Source organism: Porphyrobacter sp. MBR-155 (assembly GCF_040547625.1).
Taxonomy (GTDB): domain Bacteria; phylum Pseudomonadota; class Alphaproteobacteria; order Sphingomonadales; family Sphingomonadaceae; genus Erythrobacter.
Map to the genome: position 1 here is coordinate 41,714 of NZ_JBEPQB010000006.1, position 24,941 is coordinate 66,654.

The following is a 24,941-nucleotide window of genomic DNA, read 5'->3' on the forward strand; positions in this document are numbered from 1 at the left end:
CCCAAGGCAGCGGGACCCCGGGTCAAGCTCGGGGCGACGATGGACTTGAGAACTGACATGCTTGAAATCACCAACCTCCACGCCACCGTCGGCGGCCCGGACAATCCCACCCCGATCCTCAAGGGGCTGACGCTGCACGTCCCGGCGGGCGAAATCCATGCGATCATGGGGCCGAATGGCGCGGGCAAATCAACGCTGGCGAACGTGCTGGGCGGCAAGCCGGGGTATGATGTGACCGAAGGCAGCGTGACCTTCAACGGGCAGGACTTGCTCAGCCTCGAACCGCATGAACGCGCGGCGGCGGGGCTGTTCCTCGGCTTTCAATATCCGGTCGAAATCCCCGGCGTTTCCAACGTGCAGTTCCTGCGCGAGGCATTGAACGCCCAGCGCAAGGCGCGCGGGGAAGAACCATTGAGCGGCGGCGAGTTCCTGAAACTCGCCAAGGACAAGGCCGCGCTGCTGCAGATGGACATGGATATGCTCAAGCGGCAGGTGAATGTCGGCTTTTCCGGCGGCGAGAAAAAACGCGCCGAGATGGTGCAGATGGGCATTTTGAATCCCGCCTTTGCCGTGCTGGATGAAACCGATAGCGGCCTCGATATCGACGCGCTGCGGATTGTTGGGGCAGGGATCAATTCGATCATGCGCGCACCTGACAAGGGCGTGCTGCTGATCACCCACTACCAGCGCCTGCTCGACGTGGTGAAGCCCGACAAGGTGAGCGTGCTCGCCGATGGCCGGATTGTTGAAACCGGCGGCCCCGAACTCGCCCTGCGGCTGGAGGCCGAGGGTTACGATGCGGTGATGGCGTGACGGTAGCGACCCTCCCTACTCGCCGCGATGAAGCGTGGCGCTATGCCGATATGGACGGGCTGGCGCGGCTGGGCGCGGACGCGCTCGATCAGTGGCAGGCGATCGACGTGGGCGCGGGCGAGAGCGTGACGCGCTGCCTGATCGTCGGCAGCGATGCGCCCGAACTGCACCGCTTCCGCGTGACGCTGGGCGAAGGCGCGCAGGCCGCGTTCTTCGTCACCAATGCCGGACAGGATTACACCCGTGTCGAGATGGAAATCCGCCTCGCCAAGGGGGCGCATTTCGAATTTGGCGGCGTGACCATCGGCGGCGGTGATGCGACCCGCGAATTTGTGACCAAGGTGATCCATTCCGAACCCGAGGCGACCAGCAACCAGACAGTGCGCGCCGTTCACTGGAACACCGGCACTGGCAATTTCCTCGGCGAAATCAAGGTCGCGCGTCATGCGCAGAAGACTGACGCGGCGCAGGATTTCAAGGCGCTGTTGCTTGAGGCAGGCGCGAGCGCCAATGCCGTCCCGCAGCTCGAAATTTTCGCCGACGATGTGAAGTGCGCGCACGGCGCGACGGTGGGCGAATTGGACGAAGCCGCGCGGTTCTACATGATGGCGCGCGGGCTCGATCCCGCAACGGCGCAGCGGCTGCTGGTGCAGGCGTTTCTCGGCGATGCCTTCGTGGCGCTGGATGATGCGGATGAGCACGCGCGGCTGCTCGATGCGGCGCTCAGCGCGCTGGAGGGGGCACGGCTGTGAACGCACCTGCCACCATCAACCGCGACCTGCGCGGCGAATTCCCCGGCCTTACCACAGGCGAAGGCGCGCCGTGGCACTATCTCGACACTGCCGCGACGGCGCAGAAACCGCGCGCCATGATTGACGCGATGGCGCGCGCGATGGGGGAGGATTACGCCACCGTCCACCGCGGGGTCTATGCCCGGTCTGCCGAGATGACGCTGGCGTTTGAAGCGGCACGGCGCAAGGTCGCGAGCTTCATCGGCGGGGCAGAAAGCGAGCTGGTTTTCACCCGCGGCGCGACCGAGGCGATCAATCTGGTGGCGCAGACCTGGGGCCGCGCAAACCTCAAACCCGGTGATCGCATCCTGCTGTCGCAACTGGAGCATCATTCGAACATCGTGCCCTGGCAGATGATCGCCGCAGAAACCGGCGCAGTGATCGACGTTTGCCCGTTGACCGCCGACCACCAGATTGATCTGGACGCCGCCGAGGCGATGCTGACCGAGGCGCACAAGCTGGTTTCTTTTGCTCATGTCTCGAACGTGCTTGGCAGCGTGCTCGATGCCCCGCGCGCCGCCGCGCTGGCGCACACAGTCGGCGCGTTGCTGCTGCTCGACGGGTGCCAGTCCGCACCGCATATGCCGGTCGATGTTACGGCGTTGGGCTGCGATTTCTACGTCTTTTCCGCGCATAAGCTCTACGGCCCGACCGGGATCGGGGCGCTGTGGGCGCGCAGCGTTATTCTCGACGCCATGCCCCCCTATCAGGGCGGCGGGGCGATGATCGACCGCGTGACGTTTGAGCGCACCACCTATGCCCCCGCCCCGCAGCGGTTCGAGGCCGGGACGCCCGCGACCACCGAAGCCATCGCGTTCGGCGCAGCGGTCGATTACGTCAGTACCGCCGGACTGGCAGCGATCCACGCGCACGAAGCGGCGTTGACCGCCCGGCTGCGGCGCGAACTTTCCGCGATGAATGACGTGCGCCTGTTCGGGCCGCAGGACAGCGCCGGGATCGTCAGTTTCATGGTGGGCGACATCCACCCGCACGATCTCGGCACGATCCTTGACGAGGCAAATGTCGCAATCCGTGCCGGGCACCACTGCGCCCAGCCGCTGATGGATCACCTGGGCGTGCCCGCCACCGCGCGCGCCAGCTTCGGGCTCTATTCGACCGAGGCGGATATTGACGCCTTGCTGGCCGGGATCGCCCGCACCCGCCGCATTTTTGGAAGAGGATGAGAGCAATGGACAGCTCAGCCGATCAATCGGACATGACAGTCAGCAAACCACCCCGCGCGCGGGTGGAAGATGCGATTGACCACGATAGCGCGCCCGATAATTCCGCCCCGCGCAGCCGCGATTACCTTGATGGTTTTCTTGCGGCCAAGACCGGCAATGCGCCGACAGGCGGCGATGGCAGCGATTTGCAGGCCGATGTGATCGCGGCCCTGCGCGAAATCTATGACCCGGAAATCCCGGTCAATATCTACGATCTCGGCCTGATTTACGGGGTCGAGGTCGATGATGATGCCGATGCCATCGTCACCATGACGCTGACGACGCCGCATTGTCCGGTGGCCGAATCAATGCCGGGCGAGATTGAACTGCGCGTGTCATCGGTGCCGGGGATTCGCGATGCCGAGGTGGTTCTGGTATGGGATCCGCCGTGGGGGCCGCACAAGATGTCGGACGAAGCCCGGCTTGAACTGGGAATGTTGTGATGACCGAAACCACCACCAAACCGCGCCCCGCGCCCAAGGCGGCGGTGATCCTCACCCCCGCTGCCGAGGAGCGGATTGCCGATCTGATGGCCAAGGCGCCCGCGGATGCCATCGGGGTCAAGCTGTCGACCCCGCGCCGGGGCTGTTCGGGCCTCGCCTATTCGGTCGATTACGTCACCGCCGAAGCGAAGTTCGATGAGAAGATCGTGACGCCCGGCGGTGTGTTCTACATCGACGGGGCGAGCGTGCTCTATCTGATCGGCAGCATCATGGACTGGCGCGAGGATGATTTCACCGCCGGGTTCGTGTTTGAAAACCCCAACGCCAAGGGTGCCTGTGGCTGCGGCGAAAGTTTCATGGTATAAACAGCGGTATGGCTGACAGAGACCAAGCAGAGCGCGATATTCTGAGCGGTTTGGCGCAAATTGCAACCGGGTTTGGGTTGCTTGCTGTTGCAGCCCTTGGCGCAATGGCTACGCATAAGCAGGGTGCGAGGCCTGACCAGCGGCCGGGCACACGGTCACTGGACGAGCTTCTTCGTCAACGCCCGACCCCGCGACGCAAACCGCCCGAGAGCGGACTACCCGTTCCTGCTATCCCGCCGCGCGGTCCGCTACCTATGCAGGGTGGCGCTGCCGCCCAGTTGGATTTTGACAGCTAAGGCACTCAGGCTTCCGCCGCCAGTCGCGCGATCAGACGGCTTTCCAGTTCATCGACTTCGCCATCGGCATCGATCATCTTTTCAAGCCATTCGTTCTCGAAATCGGTCACGACTTCGCCCGCTGCTGCCTGCGCATCGTAATCCGGCCCGGGCTTGGGCTTCTTGCCGAACACCTTGCCGAAATGGTTCGACACCTGCGGCGCTTCACGCGCGACCCGGCCCATAAGCCGGCCCATGCTGGCGCTGTTGTCGGCGATGAAGCCTTCCAGCTCCAGCTTGCGTTCGTGGCTGACCTGCGCGTTGGAAAGCGTGAAGCCTTTGATATAATTGGCAACCCCGTCGATGAACAGATTATCCCACTCGGGCGAGTTTTCCTCCGCGATGGTTTCGTCCTTCAGCCGGAACAGCATTTCGGCGTCAAACCGCGTCACGGCGGCGGGGCCGTGGCCGCCGCTGGCGAAGATCACCCGGCGGATGATCCGGCATTCGGCCGCGCTGATATGGGCCGCGTCAAGCGTCCCGCCGCAGCGGGTCGCGCCGGAACCTGTGATGACGGCACGTTCGACCTGATCGAGCACGTAATTCTTGAGCCGGTCGGGCGTATTTTCAGCGCGTTCAATGATCCGCACCAGCGTTTCCAGTTCGACCATGCTTTCGACCACGCCATCGGAATCGATCTGGCGGATCAGCCAGGCGGCTTCATCATCGCTGCATTGCAGGCGCGGCGGGGCGGCGTTGAGCACAAATTCGCCGATTGCCTCGACAAAGAAATCGCACCATTCGGGGCTACGGTCGCGCAGCGAATTGTTGAGCGCAAACAGCGCCTCGGCCTCGGCGCGGGTGATGATGCCATCGCCCCAGCCTTCGCGGCGCAGGCTGATCAGCTCTTCTGACGTAACCTGCCCGTCAGCCGCAGCGCGCTGCGCGAAGTCGATGAATTGCGTGGTCATGGCGCAGTCAAATCCCCTAGTTTGGCAATGCGTCATGCCACCAACAGGCTTAAGACGGGGTTACCAAGGGGATTATCGGGTTTCCAGTTCGCGGATGCAGGCGCCCTGATCGACCGTCGCCCCACCTTGGCGCAGTCGCGCATCGACATGGGTGGCGGTTGGCTCCGCCCCGGCGCTGAGCGGGTAGAGGAAGATATCGAGCACGCAGGATGGCCCGGCAAATTGCAGCTTGCGCGCGTCGCCTTCGGCAAGATCGATGCGCGGCGCACCGAACCGGCGGGTAAGCGCGCCTGCGGGCGATCCGATCACGCCCCCTAGCCCTTGTGCCGCCATCACCTGCGGCACCACCACAATCGCGCTGCGCGGTGCGGCGCGGTCAGCGGCAGGCCTCGCGCCGCCCACGCAGCCGGACAGCGCCAGCCCCAGTGCAGTAAGAGCAATCACGCGCCGGATCATCGCGGCCCGCCCGCCTGCTCCAGCCGCCGCAGCACCAGATGCGCGCCCGCCGCCGCGCCAATGATCGGAGCGATCAGGTTCACCAACGGCACCAGCATCAACCCTGCAACCGCCGCGCCCAGCAGCATCCGTTCGCCGCGCCCCGCCGGATTGCCCACCTCATCACCCGCGCAATGACGCAGCCACGCCATGTCGGTCAGTTCGCGCCCCAGCAGCACGGCATTTACCGCCAGAAACACCAGCGCCGGGCCGATCCCAGTGAACATGACCAACCCCGCAACCGGCAGCGCCAGCGCGTTGTAGCCCAGTGCCCTGCGCAGTCCGCGCAGCGAATTGGTCAGATCGCGGCGGAATGGCAGCGCGCGCGCCGTGGCCGCCAGCGCCGGATAATACCGCGCTTCGACCGCCGCCACGACCTCGTCGGCGAAGAACTGCAGCACCGCCAGCGCCACAATCCGGAACAGCAGCCACACCGCGATCGGCACCAGCACCAGCGCAAACAGCACGGCCCACCCCCCGTGCGCGCCCAGCCTTTCGCCCAAGGCGGCAAGCCCGAAATAGAACCCCCCGCCCAGTCCTGCGAACAGCGCCAGCGTGATTGCGATGCTCTTGATCGCCACCATTACCACGGCGCGGTCGGCAAGCTGGCCAATGGCTTTGGCAAGAGCGGCGGGAACAGCGGACATGGGGCGGGAAATGCGGGCAGCGCCGCGCGAAGTCAACGCATGCGAACCGCACCGCACACAGGTCTTGGCGCGGGCCAAGAAGGCGGCTAGGCGGCGCGCAAGCGCTATTGAAGGAACTTGCCGTGCCCGAAACCACCCCGCCCCGTTATGACGTGATCGCCATCGGCAATGCCGTGGTCGATGTGATTGCTTCGTGCGAGGAGGAGTTGATCGACGAACTCCAGCTCAATCGCGGCGGGATGACGTTGATCGACGAGGCGCGGGCTGATGAACTTTACGAAGCCATGCCCCCGGCGCGCGAATTGTCGGGCGGGTCTGCGGCCAACACGCTTGCTGGCCTTGCCACGCTTGGCCTGCAATGCGCGTTTATCGGGCAGGTTTCTGACGATCAGCTGGGCAAGGTGTTCCGCCACGATATGCGCGCCACCGGGATCGATTTTGATACGCCCGCGCGTGAAGGCGAACCTGCCACCGGCCGCGTGCTGATCTTCGTCACCCCCGATGGCGAGCGGACGATGAACACCTTTCTTGGCGCGGGCCAATACCTCCCCGCCGCTGCATTGGACGAAGATCTGATCGCTTCGGCGGCGATTCTCTATCTCGAAGGCTACTTGTGGGATCCCGAGGAACCTCGCCGCGCGATGCGCCGCGCGATCGAAGTGGCGCGTGCGGCGGGCCGCAAGGTTGCCTTTACCGCTTCGGAAAGCTTCGTGATTGACCGCCACGGCGATGATTTCCGCGCCATGATCGAAGACGGTGTGATCGACATCCTGTTCGTCAACGAAAGCGAACTCGCCACCCTGACCGGCGAAGCTGATTTCGAAGCGGGCCTTGCGATGGTCGCGGGCAAGGTGCCGGTGCTGGTCGCCACCCGCAGTGAAAAGGGCGCAGTCGCGATTGCCCATGGTGAGCGCGCCGAGGTTGCCGCGGTGCCGGTGATCAAGGTGGTCGACACCACCGGCGCGGGCGATCAGTTCGCCGCCGGGTTCCTGTCGGGCTATGTCAAGGGCGAACCGCTGACGCGCTGTCTCAAACGCGGGGCGATTGCCGCGTCCGAAGTGATCGCGCATTACGGCCCGCGCCCTGAGGCCGACATGGTCGCGCTGATGGCAGAGCGGCTTTAAAGGGCTCAGGCGGGCTGCGCGGCGCGCTTGCGCGGTGCCTTGCCTGCCTCCCAACCGAACCATGCAGCCGCCCCGCCTGCGACAACACCCAGCGCGAGCGATACAGCCGGCGGGATTGCCGCATAGACGCCAAATGCGCTGCCGATCAGCGGGATTGAGGGTGCAAACCACATTACCGCCGCCTGCGCGCCCATGAAGGCCGAAGCGATCAGCCATGGGGCACCGTGCTTGCGATCCATCGCATAGAGCCCCAGCGCGAACAGGATCGCGAGGCCATCGCTGATCACGATGACGTCGAGCACAACGCGCGGCCCTTCGCTGCCGATGACATTGAACCACGGCAGATAGTCGAGGATGACGCGGCTGAAAGGCGATTCAAACAGGATCAGCGGTGTCGCCAGCATGTAACCAGCGTGGAGCTTCACATTACGGCGGTGTTTGAGCGCGAGATAGAATAGCGTGAGATAGGCGGCGATGGCGATTGCCATTCCGATCCCGAACGCCGGCCCAAGCAGGGCGATGCCCTCATCCCCGCCAGCGGAATACCGCGTGGCCGAAACGTTGATGATCATCACGAAGCCGAGAATCAGAAACGGAAACAAGGCAAAACTCGCCAACCCCATCTGCTTGTGCAGCGCATTGTGACGGCGGTGGATCGCCACGTGCTGCGCGATCAACAGCAGCAGCCAGGTCATCGATGAAATTGCATGGACATGAAACGCCGTCGGCACCCCATTGGCTACTGAAAAATAGCTTGCCCAGAAGCCCGTCAGAATGACCAGCAGGACAGCACCTACAAAATAATGTGCGTTGCGATATGGCATCGAGACCCCCCTTCTCGAATGCGACCGGGGAGCGGCATAACACCTTTTGCGGCAATCGGCAAAACGCGGGGATGCCGCGCGCCTATACCAGCGCGCTGCAATGCTGACGCGACACGCGTTGGTATTACTCGTCCGGCACGTATCCGGCCTTGCGCAGCGTCACCATGTAGCGCGCGATCTGGTCGATCTGTGGGCGGGTGAGGGTGAAGTCCATGTCCTCGGGGTAATTATGCGCCTCGGCCAGCCAATCGGCGAGCGACTTTTCGGACAGGCCCCGCCGGTTGGCAATCGCGGCAAAGCTGGGCGAGGCCGGATTGGGCGACAGGAACGGCGGTTCAACCGCATGACACCCGCCGCAGGCCGCCTCGACGAAAGCAGGCGCGCGGGTGTCGGGCGAGGGCGAAGTGGATTTGCCCACCATCGGCGGTGGGTTGCCAGTGCCTGCAGTCTGGCAGGCGGAAAGCGCCAAGAGCGGGGCGGCTAGCAGGATGATGGCGCGAAGGGAGTGCTGGGTCATGCTTACCTTATCCGCCCACGGTGGGTGTGCGTCCTTGATCGTGATCAATTTCTATTTGTCGCGGCTTTCCCTCGGCAGCTTCTTCTGTGCTGCTTTAATTTCGGCGATTGCCCGGTCAGCTTCAGCCTTCCTGATCGCTTTTTGATTGGCTTTGAATCTGCTGAATGCTGTTTCAGCTCTGCGCTTGGCATCGTCCATCGAGATTTTACCCCCATGACTGAGCACGACGCGCCCAAGGCTGCGCAATTGCTTATCGAGAATAGCCTCTGCTTGGCTCATAAGAGTTAGGCGGCCAAGGTCAGCCTGATCTTCGAAAATATCGAGAAGGATTGTTGTCAGGCGATTCAGCTCTCGAATTTCGGCCTCACCAAGATAATTCTTGGAGATTGTCACATCGGTCTTTCGAATGTTCTCATTCGGCCAAGCTCGAAGCCCCATGTTTTCTGCAGATCCATCGGCTCGAGAGTGGATCACTTCAGCGGGAGTTTTACTGCAGACTGCATAGATTAATTTGGCCTGAGTCTTCTTATAGAAATCCCTCCACTTTGGCGAACTCCCATCATAGTCTTGACATAGGGCACAGATCGCCTTCAACTCGCTGTAAACATTTGCTTCATCCGAACGGATGTCCCGAATGATCTCTTTGAGTTCAGCGATGCGATCGCGATACGCAGGATTTTTCAGCCGAGGGGCGTCGATGATGAACCCCTTGGTCGCGAACTGGACTAACTTATCGGTTGCCCACTTCCTAAAGAGCGTAGCCTGCTTGGAGGACACACGGTAACCGACAGAGATCACCATATCGAGGGAGTAGATTGCGGCCGGACGCCCCAGACTTGTTTGCGTTTTCCGCAAAGAAGTCGAATCCAGCTCACCTTCTTCGAGAATATTGTTGATATGCCGCGATATTGTCGAGATGTCTCGCCCGTAAAGTGCAGCGATCTGGGCTTGTGTCATCCACAGTTGCTCACCGGCATAGCCGACCTCGACGTGAAGTCCGGTTCCGTCAGAATAAACGAGAAACCGATCCCCAGTGTCTTCATCCTCTTGCAGATGAACGGGCTCCAATTCCGACATACAACCTCCGCGAACAAATGCAGAACAATAGGCCAGTTTGCCCCGCTTGACCAGTCCTAAGTAGAAGTTTTTCCACGTTCCCGCGCCACCTCCCGCCAGCCGATGTCGCGGCGGCAGAAGCCGGATGCGAAGGCGATCCGGTCAACCGCCGCATAGGCGAGCCGCTGCGCCTCGGTTACGCTCGCGCCCATCGCGGTCACGCTCAGCACGCGGCCACCGCTCGCCACCAGCGCGCCATCCACAAGAGCGGTTCCGGCATGGAACACCTTCACCCATTCATGGTGCGGCCCGCCCAGATTGATTGCGCCGCCCTTGTCCGGGCTTCCGGGATAGCCCTTGGCCGCCATCACCACTGTGAGCGCGGTGCAGCCTTCGAATTCGGGCGATTCCTCGTCCAGTTCATCCAGTGCGCCGGTAGCGCACAGCCACATCATGTTTGCCAGGTCATCACGCAATCGCATCATCAGCACCTGGCATTCAGGGTCGCCAAAGCGGGCGTTGTATTCGATCAGTTTCGGCCCCTCGGCGGTCAGCATCAGGCCTGCAAACAGCACGCCTGAATATGGCACCCCATCCGCGCGCATCCTTGCCACCGTCGGCTCGATAATCTCGGCCATGACGCGCGCCTGCAATTCCGGCGTCAGCACCGGGGCGGGGGAGTATGCGCCCATGCCGCCGGTATTGGGGCCGGTATCGCCGTCGCCCACGCGCTTGTGATCCTGCGCAGAACCGAACGGGATGATGGTGGTGCCATCGGTGAGCGCGAAGAAGCTCGCCTCCTCGCCGTGCATGAACTCCTCGATCACCACCTCGGCCCCGGCCGCGCCGAAGGCTCCGGCGAACATGTCGGCGAGCGCGGCCTCGGCCTCGGCCAGCGTTTCGGCGATCACCACGCCCTTGCCTGCTGCCAAGCCATCGGCCTTGAGCACATAGGGCGGCTGGAACCGGGCGAGCGCGGCGCGGGCTTCTGCCAGCGATGCGGTGCGGACATAGCCTGCGGTCGGGATGCCCGCGCGGGCGCACAGGTCTTTGGTGAAGCCTTTTGATCCTTCCAATTGCGCCGCTGCCTGCGAGGGGCCGAACACCGGCACCCCGGCGGCGCGCAGGCTGTCGGAAAGCCCGTCCACCAGCGGCGCTTCCGGCCCGATCACCACGAGGCCGATCGCTTTGGCTTCGCAAAAGGCGATCACCGCGCCGTGGTCGCTCGCGTCGAGCGCCGCGCATTCCGCCTCCTCGGCAATGCCGGGATTTCCGGGGGCAGCGTAAAGCCGGGTGCAGGCGGGGGATTGCGCCAATTGCCATGCCAGCGCATGTTCGCGGCCTCCCGAACCCAGAAGCAGGATATTCATGGCCCCTCCGCCGATACACGATGATGATGCCGGGCTGGTAGCGCGCTCGCGCGGCGGGGACAACGCGCAGCCGCTCACCATTAGCGAAATATCCGCGTTGCTGAAGCGCACGGTCGAGGATCGTTTCGGCTTTGTGCGGTTGCGCGGGGAGCTTTCGGGCGTGAAGCGCGCCGCGTCCGGCCATTTCTATTGCGCGCTGAAAGATGAAGGCGCGGTGATCGACGGGGTGATGTGGAAGGGCAATGCCCAGCGGCTCGCCTTCCGCGCCGAAGACGGGCTGGAGGTGATCGCCACCGGCAAGCTGACCACCTATCCGGGCCGGTCGAAATACCAGATCGTGATCGATTCGCTCGAATTGGCGGGCGAGGGCGCGTTGCTCGCGCTGCTGGAGAAGACCCGCGCAAGGCTGGCGGCGGAAGGCCTGTTCGCGGATAGCAAGAAGCGCCGCCTGCCGTATCTGCCCCAAGTGATCGGGGTGGTGACATCGCCGACCGGCGCGGTGATCCGCGATATCCTCCACCGGCTGGCGGATCGCTTTCCCACCCATGTGATCGTCTGGCCGGTGCTGGTGCAGGGGCAGGGCGCAGCCGATCAGGTGGCGGCGGCGGTGCGGGGCTTTTCGGCCTTGCAACCCGGCGGCCCTGTCCCGCGCCCCGATGTGGTGATCGTGGCGCGCGGGGGCGGGTCGATCGAGGATCTGTGGAGCTTCAACGAAGAAGTGGTGGTGCGCGCCATCGCCGAATGCACCATCCCGGTAATCTCGGCGGTGGGGCATGAAACTGACACCACACTGGCCGATTTCGCCGCTGACCGCCGCGCCCCCACACCCACGGCGGCGGCGGAGATGGCGGTGCCGGTGCGCGCTGATCTGGCGATGACGCTGGCCGATCTTGGCGCCCGGCAACGGCGCGCGGTCTATCGCCCGGTCGAAATGGGGCGCGAACGGCTGGCGGCGCGCGCGCGGCTGCTGCCCCGGCCCGAGGCGTTGTTGCAGGCGCAGACGCAGCGGCTGGATGATCTGGCGGAGCGGCTGCGGCGCGGCCTTGGCGAACGCTCGGCCAAGGGGCGCGAGCGGCTGGCGGGCGTTGCGGCGCGGCTATCGCCCAGCCTGCTGACGCGGAGTGCTGCCGAAGCGGCGCGGCGGCTGGATCGGACGCGGCTGACGCCTGCGCTGATTGATCGGCCTTTGCGTATCGGCACAGACCGGCTTGCGGCCCTGACGCGGGTAATGAGCCAGCTCCACCCCGAAAAACCGCTGGAGCGCGGCTATGCGATCATCCGCGATGCTGGCGGCAGGGCGCTGACCACCCGCGCAGAGGCCGCGCGTGAGGCGGCGCTGGTGCTGCAATTCCGTGATGGGCAGATGGACGCAGTGCCCTCTGGCGCTGCGACCACGCCTACACCGCGACCAGCCCCCAAACCGCGCCCCGCGACCCCGCCCAAGCAAGATGATTTGTTCAGCTAGCCACTCGATGCTATGGTTCGCCCCATGCTGATGTCTTCTTCCGATAAGGCCGCCAAGCTTCACTACGGCCCCTCCACCTTCCGCGTGCTGCGCCCCGGCGCGCACGTCTATTGCGCGGTCAGCGGCGAAGCGATCGAACTGGCCGAATTGCGCTATTGGAGCGCCGAGCGGCAGGAGGCCTATGCCTCATGCGAAATCGCCACGCGCCGCCTGCTGGATCAGGCTTGATCTGATTGATTATGCGCTGCGTTGCTGTTGCTGTGGGTGCGATTGCCCTTGCCTTGTCGGTAAGTTGTTCCGGGGGTGACAGGGCCGGGGCGCAATCGCTTGCCGCTGCGGACACGCCGACGGCGATCCCCAAACCTGCTCTACCCAACGCACCCGCAGCCGCGCCAACGCCGCAAACCGACATTGTCCCTGCCCGTTTCACATTCGCAGGAGAGCTGACCCAAGGCGGCTGGATCCGCGGGCGCATCCCGGCGGGGGCCGTGTCCGCGCGACTTGGCGATCAGCCGCTTACATTTGACACCGAAGGGCATTTCTTCGCCGCGTTTGATCGCGATGCGGGGCCGGAAGCGGAACTGGCGGCCACCTTGCAGAACGGGCGCGTGGTGACCACCGCGCTCACCATCGCGCCGCGTGCCTGGCAGATTGAACGGGTGAATGTGGCGCGGCGTTCTGGCGGTTCCAGCGAAGCGTTCATGAAGCGCCGCCGGCCCGAACTGGCCCGCATCATCGCCGCGCGCGCGATTGACACTGGCGCGCAAGGCTGGCGGCAGCAATTCATCTGGCCGGTGCGCGGGCGTATTTCTGGGCGGTTTGGTTCGCAACGCATCTATCGCGGCGAACCGGGCAGTTATCATTCGGGCATCGACATTGCTGGCGGCGATAATGCCACCTTTGTTGCGCCAGCCGATGGCGTGGTGGTGCTGGCGACGGATAGGCCGTTCAGCCTTGAAGGCTATCTGCTCATCATCGATCACGGCAACGGCCTCAACAGCGCGTTCCTGCACAATTCGGCCATTCTGGTGCGCGAAGGGGATGCGGTGCGCCAAGGCCAGCCGGTTGGCCGGATCGGCGCCAGCGGCCGGGCCACGGGGCCGCACCTGCACTGGGGTATCAAGTGGCGCGATGCGCGGCTCGATCCGTTGCTGTTTACCGGGCCGATGAACTGACATGCGCGCCATCGGCAGGCTGACTGCGGCGCTGGCCGTGGCCCTGCTGTGCGCACCCGGCACGTGGCTGCGCAGCGCGGTTGAACCGGCGCTGCCGCGCGATATTACCGCGACCCTGATCGTCGACGCAGCGCCAACCCCTGTGGCCCAATGGGAACTGGCGGGCGTCTGGCAGTATCGCGCGCAAAGCGCCCATTTTGGCGGTTTTTCGGCCATGTTCGCGCTGGAGCAGGGCAGGTTCTTTGCCTTCACCGATCGCGGCTTTCGCATGACCTTCACCGCGCCTGATCTGCCCGCGCCGCGGATGGCCATGAGCCGCCAAGCGGTTCCGCCGGGGCAGGAATATATCCTGACCGACATCGAATCCGCTACCCGCGATCCCGCGACCGGCTCTTACTGGCTTGGCTATGAACAGGTGCACACCATTCAGCGCAGCACCATCGCCGGTCGCTCTGACGGGGTGCGCGATCTGCGCGATGCGGTTCGCTGGCCGGATAATTCCGGGATCGAGGCGATGGTGCGGCTGGCCGACGGACGCTTCGTCATTGTGCCTGAAGGCCGGCGTGAGGGCCTGATCTTCACCGCTGACCCGGTTGGCGGCGGAGCGCCTGCCACCTTCCGCTTTCGCTCGCCCGCCAAAGGCTATGAGGCAACCGATATGGCGCAATTGCCTGATGGCCGCCTGCTGGTGCTGATGCGCAAGCTGGCGCGGCCATCACGCACCGTCTGGCCGCCGTTTTCCGCGCTGCTGGCAATTGGAAAGCCCCCGCAGGCAGGCGGCGAGTTTGCGCCCGGCATCACCCTGCCGCTCGATCGCGTGATCCCGCGCGAGAATTACGAAGGGCTGGCGCTGCGTCCGCGCAAGGATGGGCGGGTCGATGTGTGGGTGATGTCGGACGACAATTTCTCGATCATCCAGCGCAGCTTGCTGGCGAAGCTGGTGTTCGACCCGCAGATATGACGGCGCAAACGAAAAGCGCCCGGGAAATCCCGAGCGCCTAATCGATTGGCTTGCGCGTCCCGAAGGACAGCCGAGATTACGCCGCCGCTTGGGCCTTAACCAGCTCACGCTTCACTTTGAGCGCACCCGCCGACAGCTTTTCGTCGCTGGTCTTGAGCAGCCAGTTATCCAGCCCGCCATTGTGCTCGACCGAGCGCAGCCCGTGGGTCGACACGCGGAACTTGAAGCTGCGATCCAGCTTTTCGCTCATCAGCGTGACGTTCTGCAGGTTGGGCAGAAACACGCGCTTGGTCTTGTTGTTGGCGTGGCTGACATTGTTGCCAGTCATGCGGCCCTTGCCGGTCAGTTCGCAGATGCGAGCCATGGTCTGTCTCTTCTCGTAAAAATCGGGTCTAAGCTCGGGCCTAGACAGGGAAAGCGGCGCGCATAACGGGGCGGACCCGAATCGTCAAGCAAGTTGCGCGGCTGCGCTGCCCCGGCTAGCCCGGCGATGATGACGATCTGGCCGCTTCCCTTGCCGATGCAACGTGCCCTCGCCGCCGCGCGGGCGGCCGCGCAGGCGGGCGAGGTGCCGATTGGCGCGGTGGTGGTCAAGGATGGGGTGGTGATTGCCGAGGCGCATAATTCCCCGCGCACCGATCGCGATCCTACCGCCCACGCCGAGATTCTGGCGATTCGCCGCGCGGCGCAGGTGCTGGGCGATGAACGGCTGAGCGATTGCGAGCTGTGGGTCACACTCGAACCCTGCGCGATGTGCGCCGGTGCCATCCAGCATGCCCGCATCGCCCGCCTCTACTACGCCGCGAGCGATCCCAAAGGCGGCGCGGTGGAACACGGCGCGCGGGTGTTCGACCAGCCGCAATGCCTGCACCGGCCCGAAGTCTATAGCGGCATTGGCGAGGCCGAGGCGGCGGCAATGCTGCGCGGGTTCTTCAAGGAGCGGCGGTAGAGCATCGTGCTGAAAAGTGGGAACCGGTTTTCAGCTTTTTACGATGCGACAACAAAGGCCAATGTTTCACGTGAAACATTGCGAATACGCCAGTCGAGACAGGGTCTAGCAGGGGTCTAACCGCAGCCTAGACCAGCCTATAACCCCCGCCAGATTTTCGCCGCCGCCCCATCCTTCGCCCCCCATCGCGCCGCCGGGCAGCGCACCGGGCGGAAGGTCTTGGCGTAGCATAGCCGCACTTCCTCCAGCCAGCCGCGTTCGTTCAGCTTAACGCCGATGGCGCTTTCGGGAATGCCCGGATTGGCATCGGCAAAGGCGGCGCGGATGCGGCCTGCGGTGAGGCTGTCTTCGCGGCTGATGCGGTCGTAATCGGGGATGCGTAAAGACTCCCACAGGATGCGCGTGACCTTGAGATACGCGTCAGGGCGTTTGACCATGCAGCTGCCATGCTTGGCCCACGCCCGCGCCACGAGCTGCGGTGAGGGCATCATGCACAGCGCGCTGCGCACCTGCGCCGGGGTCAGCGCCGCGCCCGCATCGCACCATTGCGGCCAGCTTTGCCCGCTTTCGGGCCACAGCCCATGCACCACGAGGCCGAAGCTGCCGTTGCTGCCCGAACATTGTACCGCATGGGCGCGGGCATCCTTGCGCGGTTTGCAGAACTCCGGGCTCCAGCTGAGTGCAAGCGTATAGCCCGTGATCGGCATCACCCGGCGCGGGCCATCGGGCGCAATGCGCGGAACGGTGCTGACCTGCGGCGCGCGGCATTGATAGGCCTGCGCGTGGGCGATGGACGCACTTGTGGCCAGAAGCATCGTCATTGCGAGGAGCCGCAGGCGACGAAGCAATCCATCGACCGATGCGTTCCGCAGGGCCCCCGGTTCATGGGTCGCCGCGGGGCTGCGCCCCTCGCGATGACGAGGGGCTGTGGGGACGTTATTCGAACACCGCAACCTCATCGCCTCCCTTGTGGGCAAACCAGCCACGCGCGTCCGGAGCAAACAACAAGATGACAGCCACCAGAAAGGCCATCCTCGTTCCGTAGAGATTCCAGAAATCGAGCAGGCTCATTTCCATCGTCATGGGCAGGCGAGCGGTGTCGAGTTGCATCAAGAAAGTCAGCGCACCCCACGCCGTCATGATGGTGATCAGCCAGCGCGCCACCCTGCTGCCGAACAGCCAGATCGCCACGACCGGAATGCACAGGATCGTGAACTGCGCCGACAGCAAGACGATCATTTCATCACGCGAAATCTCGGTTCCGAAGAGGATAATTTGATGACGATGCAGCTTTGTCAGGTTGTCAGCCAATTGCCATGCCCCCACGCTCAGGAAGGTGACGGCAAAGACATTGATCGGCCAAGGCCGCGACCCCTTGCGCCACTTCATACCGGCTTGAAATCCAGCCCGATATCCGCCGCAGGCGCGCTTTGCGTCAGCCGCCCGACCGAGACGTAATCGACCCCGCTCGCGGCCTTGGCTGCGATTGTTTCAAGGTTTACTCCGCCGCTCGCCTCGGTCGGCACGCGGCCTGCGACCAGCGCCACGGCCTCGGCCAGCGTTTCGGGCGACATATTGTCGAGCAACAGGTGGTGCGCGCCTGCTGCCAGCGCGGGTTCGATCTGGTCGAGCCGGTCAACCTCGCAGATGATCCGCGCCACGCCAGCATCGCGCGCGCGGGCCACCGCCTCACCAACGCTGCCCGCCACCGCAACGTGATTATCCTTGATCATCGCCGCGTCCCACAATCCCATGCGGTGGTTCTGCGCGCCGCCCTGGCGGGTCGCGTATTTCTCCAGAAAGCGCAGTCCGGGAATGGTCTTGCGGGTATCGAGCAGGGTGCAGGCGGGGTTGCCATCCGGCCCGCGCATCGCGGTGACATAGCCTAGCGTCATGGTGGCAATGCCCGACAGGTGCTGCACGATGTTCAATGCGCTGCGCTCCGCCGTCAGCAGCGCGCGGGCCTTGCCTTCGATCCGCATCAGATCGGTGCCGGCGGGCACCTTGTCACCATCATGCGCGAGGCATTCGATTGTGCAATCGGGGTCGAGGTGACGGAAGAATGCCTCGGCCAGCGGCAGGCCTGCAACGACAATCGCATCGCGGCTGTCCATCACGCCCGAAAACCGCGCATCGGCGGGGATCACGCTCTCCGAAGTGACATCGCGTCCGCCGCCGGGCAGGCCTTCTCCAAGGTCTTCGGCCAGCGTTTCGCGGATGAATTTGGCGAGGTCGAAACCGGGGAGGGTGAAGGTCACAAAACAACTCCGCTCGCCCTGAGCCTGTCGAAGGGCTGTCTTTCACTTTGTTAGAAGGAAAAGCGGTGCTTCGACAAGCTCAGCACGAACGGGGTTGGGGGTCAGTGAACAAATCTGGCCACCACATCCCGGTAAGACCGCGAAACCTTCACTTCCGCGCCCGATTCCAGCACCAGAAAACACTCACCATTGGTGTGTGGCTTCACCTGCCGCACCAGATCGAGGTTGACGATGGTCGAACGGTGCACCCGCTGGAACTTGCGCGGGTCGAGCCGCCGTTCGAGGTCCTTCATCGTTTCGCGCAGCACCAGCGAATTGTCGCCGGTGGAGATGATCATGTAATCGCCCGCCGCCTCGATATGTTCGATGGTGTCAACTTCGACCCGGAAGATCTGGCCGCGATCCTTGATGTTGATCAGCTTTTCAAAGCGATCGGCGCTTTCAGGGGTGGAGGAGGCAGTATCGACGAAATCGGCCGCCCGGTCAGGCGCAACTTCGGCCAGCACATCGAGCAATTGTTCGGCATCTTCGGCCGATTTCTTCTCGGCAAGGCGATGGCGTACGCGTTCGATGGTGTCGGCAAGCCTCTGTTCGTCAACCGGTTTCATCAGGTAATTGACCGCGTTGGCTTCAAACGCGCGGATCGCGTGTTCCTCATAGGCGGTGACGAACACGAACAGCGGGGGTTCGATCTCCATCACGCCCTTGACTACCGAAAACCCGTCAAATCCGGGCATCTGGATATCAAGGAACACCAGATCGGGCTTTTGCGTCTTGATCTTGCGGATCGCCTCACGCCCGTTGGCGCAGGTGTCGATGATCTCGACATCTTCAAACGCGGCGAGCCGCAATTGCAGGCCCTGAACGGCGAGCTTCTCGTCGTCGACGAGGATGGTTCTGATGGTCATGCTGGGGTTCCGAAGTTGCGTTGCGGGGGGGTGATGGCGATGACGTTGTCGCTCGTGCTGGCAGCAGCGGATACCGCCGCTGGCGCAGAGCGAGATTGGGGTTGGGCGGCGTCTTGCCTGATGAATGGAATCTCGATCATCACCGTAAAGCCGCCGCCGGCTTCCGAGCGCGTTTCGAACAGGTGATTTTCGCCGTAGGCCTGCCGCAGGCGGTTGCGGATATTGGCAAGGCCAACCCCGGTGGAGACCGGGCGGCCCGGCACCGGGTTGGCATCGATAACCGCCCGCAAATCGCCATTATCGCGCGTCAGATAATGCAGCGGCTCATCCACGCCGGGGCCGGTATCTTCAACCGTCAAGCGCAGCCGATCACCGATCACCCGAGCGGTGAGCGAGATGCGCGCGCCTTCTTCCTGCGCGCTGACCGCATATTTGATCGCGTTTTCGACCAGCGGCTGCAACAGCATCGATGGCAACCGCGCCGACAAGGCGGCGTCATCAATGTCGAAATGGGTGCGCAGGCGTTCTTCAAACCGCATCCGTTCGATGTCGAGATAGAGCTGCAGCGTCTCGATCTCCTGCTCCAGCGTCACCTGACTGCCGGGTTCCGCCACCAGCGTGTGGCGCAGAAAGCCCGATAGCCGGGTGAGCATCGCATTGGCAGGCCCGGTCTGTTTGAGCAGCACCAGCGTGCTGATCGAATTCAAGGTGTTGAACAGGAAATGCGGGTTCAACTGGTAACGCAGCATCGCCAGCTGCGCGGCGGTTGCCTGCGCTTCGAGCCGTTCGAGCCGGTCAGCCTGCTGTTCCACGGTGAGGAAGAAATTGATCGCGTAATACAATGCGCTCCACCCGCCCAGCAAGGTCAGCGGCAGATAGAGCAAGCCGATCAGCCGCTGCGCAAAGGTGGTCTCGCGGCTGGCGGCGTAATAGATCCCCTGCACCCATGCATCGATCGAGGCGTGCAGCACCACCGCCACCAGCAGCACCAGCGCGGTCAGCCCCCAGGTGACAAACGGCTGTTGCCGGATCAGCTGGCGATAGATCACCGACAGGATCAGGCTGATCGAAAAGCCGGTGATGGTGGTGACAAGGATCAGCGTCAGCAGATCGAGCGGCTGGCCATTTGCCAGCGCCGATGCCGCGCGCAGCAGAAATGCCGCGCCCCAGCCAGCCAGCTGGAGGTTCCAGAACGCCCGGTTCTTGCTCGCAAAGAACGGCGCAGCCTGGATCTGGAGCACTGCCATAGCCGGAACGTCCTAAACGATTTCGCGGCGGTCCGCACCGCAAATCGCGGCGGCGGGCGCGGGCCAGCCACGGTTGGGCGCAGCGATCATTTGCCGGGCTTGGCCGCAAGGCCGCCTGAAGGGTCGATCTCGCGGCGGAAATGCCTTGCCCAATCAGCCCGGCCCTCGCGCGCCATGGCCTCGGCGATGATCGGCAATTCGGCGGCGATGAATGCCGCGCGCTCGTCCCAGCCATCGTGTTTGCGCACTATCAGGAACCCGGCGGCGTGCCGTGATCCCCAGCGGGTCATGAAGGTGACGGCGGCGGCGGGGTCATAGCCCGCATTGGCGAGCAGCCACGGGATCAACCGGTCGGCTTCGCGTTCGATGCGGCGCACATGGCGGCGGCTGCGCCCGTTCCGATCAAGCCACGCGTCATGCCCCAGCACATTATGCGCCAGTTCATGCGCGACCACGCCGGCGAAAACTGCTTCGTCATAGGCGAAAGCGGGAAAATCAATGCCGATCACCACGCGCGCGCCGTCAGCCACGGCGGTCTTGCCTTCGCCCATAAGTTCGAACCGGGTGGTGCACACCTCAACCGGCTGAACGCGCGCTTCGCTGCCATCGGCAAAGCCAACCGCGATGCCGCCATGTTCGGTCAGCATCGCGTCGATATGATCATGCGCCCACACCAGTCGCTGCCAATCCATCGCCGGGCCTGCTGCGGGCCATTGATTGGGATCGAGCCGTTCGAGCCGGGTGATTTCACGGTTGCGGGCAAAGGCACCCGCTCGCGCGGCGGGCGATCCGCGTGCGGCGGTCTGCACCGCAAAGTCACCGTTCAGGCCGATCGCCGTCCGGGCAATCGCGGGCGCGCCGTAACTTGCCATGTCCTGCAATTGCAGCCCGATGGATGGCACCAAGCGGGGGCAGAACCCGGCATTGCCGCGCACCAATTGCCAGCCGACGTCTTGCAGGCGCTGGTCGGCGTCCTGATAGTGAGCAATCGCAGCGCGTTCAGCGGCGTAATCGATCGCGGCCGATTCAGATTGAGCCGAAAGCGGGGCGGCAAGCAGCGCGGCCCCGATTAGCCCCCCAGCCACCCCCCGGCTGGCGCGCATCAGCCCGCCTTGTCCCCGGCAATCGCAGCCTTGAGCTTATCGTAACCCACCGCACCGCTAATCGGCTTTCGCCCCGCAATCCATGCCGGGGTGCCGGTGAAACCGAGCGACTGGGCGAGATCGTAATTGCGCGCGATCTCGGTCGTCACAGCCTGCGACGCCGCATCCGCCTGCGCGCGCGCCATATCCAGCCCCGCCGCCTGCGCAGCCGCGGTAACATCGCCGGTGCTGAACATCGCGTCGTGAAAGGCGCGGTATTTGCCTTGCATTCCAGCGGCAAGCGCCATGCGCGCGGCCTGTTCACTGCCTTCGAAGATCGGCCATTCGCGCACCACGACCATAAGATCGGGATCTTCGGCCACCAGCCGGTTCACATCCTTGAGGCTCGCCTCGCAATAGGGGCAGTTATAATCGGTAAACTCGACCAGCACCTTGCTGCCCGACGGGTTGCCGATCACCACGCCGGGGAAGGGGGTGAACAGTTCTGGCCCCATATCGGCCAGCCGCTTTTCAGCCTCCTGCGCCTCATAGGCTTCGACCATTTGCGGCAACATATCGGGATTGCCGAGCATGAACGCGCGGGTGCGGTTATCGGCGAGGCCGGAATAAGACCACACCGCCGCGCCCGCAAAACCGAACACCAGCGCCAGCAACGCCGTCAGCAGGGTATGACGCAAGGTCGAAGGCGCGGCGTGGTTCGTTTCAGGCAGGGGCGTGGTGGACATCGGGTTTCCGTCAACAACAGGGGGTGGTCATCAGCCTAGCGCCGGTCGCGCAGCTGTTCCAGTTCGCTGCGCGCCTGCAGGGCAATATCCTGTGCGCGGATCCAGTCGGCTGAACCATAGGGCAGGTTCGCCTCGGCCGCCTGCGCGTTTTGCAGGGCCTCGGGATAGCGGCGGCTCATCACCTGCTGTTCGGCGCTGGCCAGCCGCGCGCGCGGAATATCGCCGCGCGCGGCATAGACCACGCCCAGCTGATACCAGGCGAAGGGATTGTAGCGATCTTTCTGCACCGCCGCGCGCAGCACGGTTTCCGCCTCGGCGAAATTGGCTTCATCCTCGGTCGCGATCAGCGCATGGCCCAGCATTCCAGCGATCAGCGGATGGGCGCGGGTGATCTCGGTCGCGCGGCGCAGCGGGACGAGCGCATCACGCGGGCGCCCGGATTCGAGCAGCACCTGCCCCTTGAGTTCGAGGAACCACGGATTGTCAGGCTCGGCTGAAAGCAGCGCATCGGCCTCGGCCAGCGCCATGTCGACCTGCGCATCCTTGTGGTAGGCGTAGGCGCGCGCATAGCGGGCGGGAATGCTGGTGTCGCTCGGCGGGAAATAGGTCAGCGTGCGGCGCGGTTCGGCGAGAAAACCGTAAAGCTTGGCGCGGGCACGCATGAAGCGTTCCTGCAATTCAGGATCGGGGGGAACGCCCCACGCCGGGTCTTCTTCCAGCAGTCCGCGCAAGGTCTGAATCCGGTCGCCCGACAGCGGGTGGGTGCGGGAATAGGCGGCTTCATCCGACTGGCTATAGCCCCGGCGAATCTCGTTGCCGCGCAGCCGTTCGAAGAACTTGAGCATGCCGCGACCAGAAATACCCGCTCCCGAAAGGTAGCGCGCCCCGGCAAGATCGGTCGAAGCTTCCTGATTGCGATTATAAGCCAGAAAGCTGCCCATCGCGGCCTGCTGCCCAGCCATCACCGCACCCAGCGCTGCATCGCTCGATCCGGCCAGCGCCGCACCAACCCCCAGCAACAATGACAGGATGGAGATGTTGGTCGCCGCCTTTGTCCGCTCATTGAAGCGGATCACGTGACCGGCGGTGATGTGGCCCAATTCGTGCGCGAGCACGCCCTGCACCTCGTTGGCGGTTTCAGCTTCGTTGATCAGGCCCGAATGGACATAGATTGCCTGCCCCCCGGCCACGAAGGCATTGATCGAACCATCATTGATCAGCACCACGTCGACATTGTCGGATTCAAGCTCCGACGCTTCGACCAGCGGGGCGACCATGTCGGCCAGCAATTGTTCGGTTTCGGCATCGCGCAGAATCGATTGCGCCGCGACCGGCTGAAACGCGGCCAGCGCGCTCGCCAGCAAAGCGAAGACGTAAGCGACAAGGTTAGGGCGACTGCGCATGCTGCCATACCTACCGCGTTTCTGCCTGAACTCAAACTGAAGCGGTTCGCAAGGTGAACCGGAATGGCCGGAAAGCGCCCTAGGTTCTGCGCCTAGCCAAACAGCTTGCGCGCCGCGCGTTCGATCTGCGCGATGTCTTCGGGCACTTCGGCGAGGATTTCCGCGCAGCCGGTTTCGTCACGGCGGATCAGCGCCAGTGCGAATTCGGGGCCTGCGCCGTCGAGTTCTTCGAGCATGATCGCGTCGAGCGCGCGCAACTGCTGCGCCAGTGCCTCACGCACGGCGGCGGGATCGTCAACCGGCTTGCCCTGCTCTTCGCGGCGCATCCGGCGTTCGGCCTTGACCACCGCTTTCACCCCGCCTTCGGTTTCGGCAAGGAAATCGGCCAACCGCCCGCGTTCAAGCCCGATCCGATGAGCATGGGACAGCACGGCGGCATATTCGGTCAACCGGGTCTTGTCGTAATCATGCCCGAACACCAGCTTGACCACCGGGGTCATCGGCGCACGTTCCTGCACCGTCAGCCCGCTTTCGGCGACCAGTTCGGCATAGTCATCCGGCGCAGCCTCGGCGGCGAGCGCGAAGTCGTAAGCGCGGCTGACCGCAGCATAAAGCGCGCTGCGGCTGCGGTCTTCGGTGGTGTCAGCGGTGCGCGCCAATTCGCGCGCCGAAGCGAGGCAATCGTAAATCCCGGCATCGGCTGGCAGTTCTGCGACGAAAGGCGCGTCATCATCATCGTCATCGGCGGCGATGGCGGCGTAATCCGTATCAACGCTGGCATCGACATAGGGATCAAGCGCGAACTCCGAAGGGTCGATCGCCTTTTTGACCGGCGGTTCGATATAATCGGCGAGGCTGGCAAAGCTGTAGCCGGGGCTTTCGGCCTCGCCTTCGTCCTCGTCATATTCCTCATCATCGTCGTCAAGGCCGAAGTGCCTGAAATCGGGCTGCGGCAGGTCGGCAGGGGAGGCATCCTCCGACGGCGCAGCATCAAGCGGCGCGACATTGGCGAAATCATCGTCACCATCATCCGCATAATCGCTGGAAAGCTCGTCAGAAAACTCGGATACAAACGCAGCAGAGCCGGTTTCGGCGGGCATATCGTCGGCTTCGTGCGCGGGAGAATCCGCCCAATCGGTGACGGGATCAGCGGCGCGTAGCGGCTGTTCGGAGTCCACTTCCAGATCAGCCCCCAGCTCCAGCGCCTGGTCGATTTCGAGCAGCAGTTCATCAGCGGTCAACTGGTCAGCCATTTCTTTCCAGTTGATCACGCCATAGATGAAATCGATCGTTTCATCATCGCTCGAATAGGGCAGCAGGATGCCGCGATACAGGATCGCCGCGCCGCGTTGATTGACGAATTCGGCTTCGAATCCGATCGGGGCCTGATTGGCGAGGATCTGCATGTAGTGATCGGTAATGCGGCTCAGCAACGAGCGCGGCGGCACGTCCGAAAGACGGTTGATCGCCTTGCCGTCAGAACTGCATTCGCGCGCCAGCGTTTCGCCAACGAAACGCACCACCGGATCATCAATCCCCAGCGAGAAATCGAGCAGCACGCTATAGGGGCCGAAATCGGGCAGGTGCGCCGGTTCAAGATCATCGATATTGGGGAACATCCGTTCACCCAGCAGGCTCGCCCAATGATTATAGGCGCGCACCTGCATCCGGCGTTCGTCCTGCCCGATCGCTTCGGGCGGCGACACGCGGTTGCTTGCCGGTTCGGCGCTTTCCTCATCGGATGCGTCCCAGCTCCGATCAGCAGAATCGCCGTGGTCGAAGGTGCCGCGCAGAGTGTCCATGGCTGTCATTCGCCCCTTGTGTGAACAATTA

28 protein-coding genes are annotated in these 24,941 nt (G+C 63.8%); 11 read left to right on the plus strand and 17 right to left on the minus strand.

Translation table 11 applies throughout. The features are described 5' to 3' along the window. Nucleotides 1-57: 57 nt before the first annotated feature. The 5 genes from sufC to ABIE62_RS07995 are packed head-to-tail and all read left to right on the plus strand — an operon-like array spanning nt 58 to nt 3,635. Complete coding sequence (gene sufC / locus ABIE62_RS07975) at nt 58-813, plus strand: Fe-S cluster assembly ATPase SufC (RefSeq protein ID WP_354325030.1); 756 nt, start codon at nt 58-60, stop codon at nt 811-813. Next, nucleotides 810-1,565, plus strand: coding sequence for a SufD family Fe-S cluster assembly protein (locus tag ABIE62_RS07980; RefSeq protein WP_354325031.1), 756 nt, complete (start codon nt 810-812; stop codon nt 1,563-1,565). Before sufC ends, ABIE62_RS07980 begins: the two co-directional genes overlap by 4 nt. Next, a complete protein-coding gene (locus tag ABIE62_RS07985; RefSeq protein WP_354325032.1) occupies nt 1,562-2,788 on the plus strand; it encodes a cysteine desulfurase in 1,227 nt (408 codons plus the stop codon). Before ABIE62_RS07980 ends, ABIE62_RS07985 begins: the two co-directional genes overlap by 4 nt. Before the next feature lie 5 nt (nt 2,789-2,793). Beyond that, entirely contained in the window at nt 2,794-3,270 is a 477-nt protein-coding gene (locus ABIE62_RS07990) for an SUF system Fe-S cluster assembly protein (RefSeq protein WP_354325034.1), read from the plus strand. Further along, nucleotides 3,270-3,635 carry a HesB/IscA family protein gene (locus tag ABIE62_RS07995; RefSeq protein WP_354325035.1) on the plus strand — a complete coding sequence of 122 codons (366 nt, stop codon included), beginning with the start codon at nt 3,270-3,272 and terminating at the stop codon, nt 3,633-3,635. The genes ABIE62_RS07990 and ABIE62_RS07995 overlap by 1 nt, the downstream gene beginning before the upstream one ends. A gap of 301 nt (nt 3,636-3,936) precedes the next feature. On the opposite strand, the gene ABIE62_RS08000 is transcribed toward ABIE62_RS07995, so the two are convergent. From ABIE62_RS08000 to ABIE62_RS08010, 3 genes are all read right to left on the minus strand, one after another. After that, complete coding sequence (locus ABIE62_RS08000) at nt 3,937-4,881, minus strand: hypothetical protein (protein ID WP_354325036.1); 945 nt, start codon at nt 4,879-4,881, stop codon at nt 3,937-3,939. Between the two features lie 72 nt (nt 4,882-4,953). After that, complete coding sequence (locus ABIE62_RS08005; RefSeq protein ID WP_354325038.1) at nt 4,954-5,337, minus strand: hypothetical protein; 384 nt, start codon at nt 5,335-5,337, stop codon at nt 4,954-4,956. Next, nucleotides 5,334-6,023 carry an EI24 domain-containing protein gene (locus ABIE62_RS08010; protein WP_354325040.1) on the minus strand — a complete coding sequence of 230 codons (690 nt, stop codon included), beginning with the start codon at nt 6,021-6,023 and terminating at the stop codon, nt 5,334-5,336. The genes ABIE62_RS08005 and ABIE62_RS08010 overlap by 4 nt, the downstream gene beginning before the upstream one ends. A 122-nt stretch (nt 6,024-6,145) precedes the next feature. Here ABIE62_RS08010 and ABIE62_RS08015 point away from each other — a divergent pair, with 122 nt between their 5' ends. Beyond that, nucleotides 6,146-7,147 carry an adenosine kinase gene (locus ABIE62_RS08015; RefSeq protein WP_354325041.1) on the plus strand — a complete coding sequence of 334 codons (1,002 nt, stop codon included), beginning with the start codon at nt 6,146-6,148 and terminating at the stop codon, nt 7,145-7,147. A 5-nt stretch (nt 7,148-7,152) separates the two neighbouring features. Here ABIE62_RS08015 and ABIE62_RS08020 read toward each other — a convergent pair whose 3' ends face one another. From ABIE62_RS08020 to purD, 4 genes are all read right to left on the minus strand, one after another. Continuing rightward, nucleotides 7,153-7,971 carry a hypothetical protein gene (locus ABIE62_RS08020; protein WP_354325043.1) on the minus strand — a complete coding sequence of 273 codons (819 nt, stop codon included), beginning with the start codon at nt 7,969-7,971 and terminating at the stop codon, nt 7,153-7,155. A 124-nt stretch (nt 7,972-8,095) separates the two neighbouring features. Next, nucleotides 8,096-8,488, minus strand: coding sequence for a hypothetical protein (locus ABIE62_RS08025; RefSeq protein WP_354325045.1), 393 nt, complete (start codon nt 8,486-8,488; stop codon nt 8,096-8,098). A 51-nt stretch (nt 8,489-8,539) separates the two neighbouring features. After that, nucleotides 8,540-9,565, minus strand: coding sequence for a RhuM family protein (gene rhuM / locus ABIE62_RS08030; protein ID WP_354325046.1), 1,026 nt, complete (start codon nt 9,563-9,565; stop codon nt 8,540-8,542). A gap of 56 nt (nt 9,566-9,621) precedes the next feature. Further along, the gene (gene purD, locus ABIE62_RS08035; RefSeq protein ID WP_354325047.1) at nt 9,622-10,914 is read right to left on the minus strand and encodes a phosphoribosylamine--glycine ligase; all 1,293 of its coding nucleotides are present in this window, start codon (nt 10,912-10,914) and stop codon (nt 9,622-9,624) included. On the opposite strand from purD, the gene xseA reads away from it, so the two are divergent. From xseA to ABIE62_RS08055, 4 genes are read left to right on the plus strand one after another with little or no spacing between them, the layout of a single operon-like run. Then, complete coding sequence (gene xseA / locus ABIE62_RS08040; protein ID WP_354325048.1) at nt 10,913-12,379, plus strand: exodeoxyribonuclease VII large subunit; 1,467 nt, start codon at nt 10,913-10,915, stop codon at nt 12,377-12,379. The genes purD and xseA overlap by 2 nt on opposite strands. A 24-nt stretch (nt 12,380-12,403) precedes the next feature. Continuing rightward, nucleotides 12,404-12,607, plus strand: a complete 204-nt coding sequence (locus ABIE62_RS08045) for a DUF2093 domain-containing protein (RefSeq protein WP_354325050.1) — start codon at nt 12,404-12,406, stop codon at nt 12,605-12,607. A gap of 11 nt (nt 12,608-12,618) precedes the next feature. Further along, nucleotides 12,619-13,554, plus strand: a complete 936-nt coding sequence (locus tag ABIE62_RS08050) for a M23 family metallopeptidase (protein ID WP_454184729.1) — start codon at nt 12,619-12,621, stop codon at nt 13,552-13,554. Nucleotide 13,555: 1 nt separating this feature from the next. Continuing rightward, nucleotides 13,556-14,515, plus strand: a complete 960-nt coding sequence (locus tag ABIE62_RS08055) for an esterase-like activity of phytase family protein (RefSeq protein ID WP_354325054.1) — start codon at nt 13,556-13,558, stop codon at nt 14,513-14,515. Between the two features lie 76 nt (nt 14,516-14,591). Here ABIE62_RS08055 and rpmB read toward each other — a convergent pair whose 3' ends face one another. Then, complete coding sequence (gene rpmB / locus ABIE62_RS08060; RefSeq protein WP_354325056.1) at nt 14,592-14,879, minus strand: 50S ribosomal protein L28; 288 nt, start codon at nt 14,877-14,879, stop codon at nt 14,592-14,594. Nucleotides 14,880-15,008: 129 nt separating this feature from the next. Between rpmB and ABIE62_RS08065 the strand changes: the two genes are divergently transcribed. Continuing rightward, nucleotides 15,009-15,464 (plus strand): nucleoside deaminase, encoded by a 456-nt coding sequence (locus ABIE62_RS08065; protein WP_354325301.1) that lies wholly within the window; start codon nt 15,009-15,011, stop codon nt 15,462-15,464. A 137-nt stretch (nt 15,465-15,601) separates the two neighbouring features. Here the strand turns inward: ABIE62_RS08065 and ABIE62_RS08070 are convergent, their stop codons facing one another. From ABIE62_RS08070 to ABIE62_RS08110, 9 genes are all read right to left on the minus strand, one after another. Beyond that, nucleotides 15,602-16,285 (minus strand): ribonuclease T2 family protein, encoded by a 684-nt coding sequence (locus ABIE62_RS08070; protein WP_354325058.1) that lies wholly within the window; start codon nt 16,283-16,285, stop codon nt 15,602-15,604. Between the two features lie 115 nt (nt 16,286-16,400). After that, nucleotides 16,401-16,853 (minus strand): hypothetical protein, encoded by a 453-nt coding sequence (locus ABIE62_RS08075; RefSeq protein WP_354325059.1) that lies wholly within the window; start codon nt 16,851-16,853, stop codon nt 16,401-16,403. After that, nucleotides 16,850-17,722 carry a carboxylating nicotinate-nucleotide diphosphorylase gene (gene nadC / locus ABIE62_RS08080; RefSeq protein ID WP_354325060.1) on the minus strand — a complete coding sequence of 291 codons (873 nt, stop codon included), beginning with the start codon at nt 17,720-17,722 and terminating at the stop codon, nt 16,850-16,852. The genes ABIE62_RS08075 and nadC overlap by 4 nt, the downstream gene beginning before the upstream one ends. Nucleotides 17,723-17,823: 101 nt before the next feature. Continuing rightward, nucleotides 17,824-18,630 (minus strand): LytR/AlgR family response regulator transcription factor, encoded by an 807-nt coding sequence (locus ABIE62_RS08085; protein WP_354325061.1) that lies wholly within the window; start codon nt 18,628-18,630, stop codon nt 17,824-17,826. After that, nucleotides 18,627-19,877, minus strand: a complete 1,251-nt coding sequence (locus ABIE62_RS08090; protein WP_354325063.1) for a sensor histidine kinase — start codon at nt 19,875-19,877, stop codon at nt 18,627-18,629. Before ABIE62_RS08090 ends, ABIE62_RS08085 begins: the two co-directional genes overlap by 4 nt. A gap of 86 nt (nt 19,878-19,963) precedes the next feature. After that, nucleotides 19,964-20,980, minus strand: coding sequence for a M48 family metalloprotease (locus tag ABIE62_RS08095; protein ID WP_354325065.1), 1,017 nt, complete (start codon nt 20,978-20,980; stop codon nt 19,964-19,966). Beyond that, nucleotides 20,980-21,705 carry a DsbA family protein gene (locus tag ABIE62_RS08100; protein ID WP_354325066.1) on the minus strand — a complete coding sequence of 242 codons (726 nt, stop codon included), beginning with the start codon at nt 21,703-21,705 and terminating at the stop codon, nt 20,980-20,982. The genes ABIE62_RS08095 and ABIE62_RS08100 overlap by 1 nt, the downstream gene beginning before the upstream one ends. A 35-nt stretch (nt 21,706-21,740) precedes the next feature. Beyond that, nucleotides 21,741-23,108, minus strand: coding sequence for a M48 family metalloprotease (locus ABIE62_RS08105; protein WP_354325068.1), 1,368 nt, complete (start codon nt 23,106-23,108; stop codon nt 21,741-21,743). 92 nt (nt 23,109-23,200) lie between these two features. Continuing rightward, nucleotides 23,201-24,910: a PAS domain-containing protein gene (locus ABIE62_RS08110; protein WP_354325070.1), complete on the minus strand. Its 1,710-nt coding sequence runs from the start codon at nt 24,908-24,910 to the stop codon at nt 23,201-23,203. Nucleotides 24,911-24,941: the final 31 nt, after the last annotated feature.

Excerpts from the sequence above, each read along its gene's own strand:
- ABIE62_RS08005 (WP_354325038.1), bottom strand. The coding sequence starts at position 5,337 with ATGATCCGGCGCGTGATTGCTCTTACTGCACTGGGGCTGGCGCTGTCC.
- ABIE62_RS08065 (WP_354325301.1), top strand. The coding sequence starts at position 15,009 with ATGACGATCTGGCCGCTTCCCTTGCCGATGCAACGTGCCCTCGCCGCC.
- ABIE62_RS08000 (WP_354325036.1), bottom strand. The coding sequence starts at position 4,881 with ATGACCACGCAATTCATCGACTTCGCGCAGCGCGCTGCGGCTGACGGG.
- ABIE62_RS08070 (WP_354325058.1), bottom strand. The coding sequence starts at position 16,285 with ATGACGATGCTTCTGGCCACAAGTGCGTCCATCGCCCACGCGCAGGCC.
- rpmB (WP_354325056.1), bottom strand. The coding sequence starts at position 14,879 with ATGGCTCGCATCTGCGAACTGACCGGCAAGGGCCGCATGACTGGCAAC.
- ABIE62_RS08100 (WP_354325066.1), bottom strand. The coding sequence starts at position 21,705 with ATGTCCACCACGCCCCTGCCTGAAACGAACCACGCCGCGCCTTCGACC.
- xseA (WP_354325048.1), top strand. The coding sequence starts at position 10,913 with ATGGCCCCTCCGCCGATACACGATGATGATGCCGGGCTGGTAGCGCGC.
- ABIE62_RS08055 (WP_354325054.1), top strand. The coding sequence starts at position 13,556 with ATGCGCGCCATCGGCAGGCTGACTGCGGCGCTGGCCGTGGCCCTGCTG.
- ABIE62_RS08085 (WP_354325061.1), bottom strand. The coding sequence starts at position 18,630 with ATGACCATCAGAACCATCCTCGTCGACGACGAGAAGCTCGCCGTTCAG.
- rhuM (WP_354325046.1), bottom strand. The coding sequence starts at position 9,565 with ATGTCGGAATTGGAGCCCGTTCATCTGCAAGAGGATGAAGACACTGGG.
- ABIE62_RS08075 (WP_354325059.1), bottom strand. The coding sequence starts at position 16,853 with ATGAAGTGGCGCAAGGGGTCGCGGCCTTGGCCGATCAATGTCTTTGCC.
- ABIE62_RS08050 (WP_454184729.1), top strand. The coding sequence starts at position 12,619 with ATGCGCTGCGTTGCTGTTGCTGTGGGTGCGATTGCCCTTGCCTTGTCG.
- ABIE62_RS08110 (WP_354325070.1), bottom strand. The coding sequence starts at position 24,910 with ATGGACACTCTGCGCGGCACCTTCGACCACGGCGATTCTGCTGATCGG.
- ABIE62_RS07990 (WP_354325034.1), top strand. The coding sequence starts at position 2,794 with ATGGACAGCTCAGCCGATCAATCGGACATGACAGTCAGCAAACCACCC.
- purD (WP_354325047.1), bottom strand. The coding sequence starts at position 10,914 with ATGAATATCCTGCTTCTGGGTTCGGGAGGCCGCGAACATGCGCTGGCA.
- ABIE62_RS08105 (WP_354325068.1), bottom strand. The coding sequence starts at position 23,108 with ATGCGCAGTCGCCCTAACCTTGTCGCTTACGTCTTCGCTTTGCTGGCG.
- ABIE62_RS08020 (WP_354325043.1), bottom strand. The coding sequence starts at position 7,971 with ATGCCATATCGCAACGCACATTATTTTGTAGGTGCTGTCCTGCTGGTC.
- ABIE62_RS08045 (WP_354325050.1), top strand. The coding sequence starts at position 12,404 with ATGCTGATGTCTTCTTCCGATAAGGCCGCCAAGCTTCACTACGGCCCC.
- ABIE62_RS08025 (WP_354325045.1), bottom strand. The coding sequence starts at position 8,488 with ATGACCCAGCACTCCCTTCGCGCCATCATCCTGCTAGCCGCCCCGCTC.
- ABIE62_RS08090 (WP_354325063.1), bottom strand. The coding sequence starts at position 19,877 with ATGGCAGTGCTCCAGATCCAGGCTGCGCCGTTCTTTGCGAGCAAGAAC.
- ABIE62_RS08010 (WP_354325040.1), bottom strand. The coding sequence starts at position 6,023 with ATGTCCGCTGTTCCCGCCGCTCTTGCCAAAGCCATTGGCCAGCTTGCC.
- ABIE62_RS07995 (WP_354325035.1), top strand. The coding sequence starts at position 3,270 with ATGACCGAAACCACCACCAAACCGCGCCCCGCGCCCAAGGCGGCGGTG.
- sufC (WP_354325030.1), top strand. The coding sequence starts at position 58 with ATGCTTGAAATCACCAACCTCCACGCCACCGTCGGCGGCCCGGACAAT.
- ABIE62_RS08095 (WP_354325065.1), bottom strand. The coding sequence starts at position 20,980 with ATGCGCGCCAGCCGGGGGGTGGCTGGGGGGCTAATCGGGGCCGCGCTG.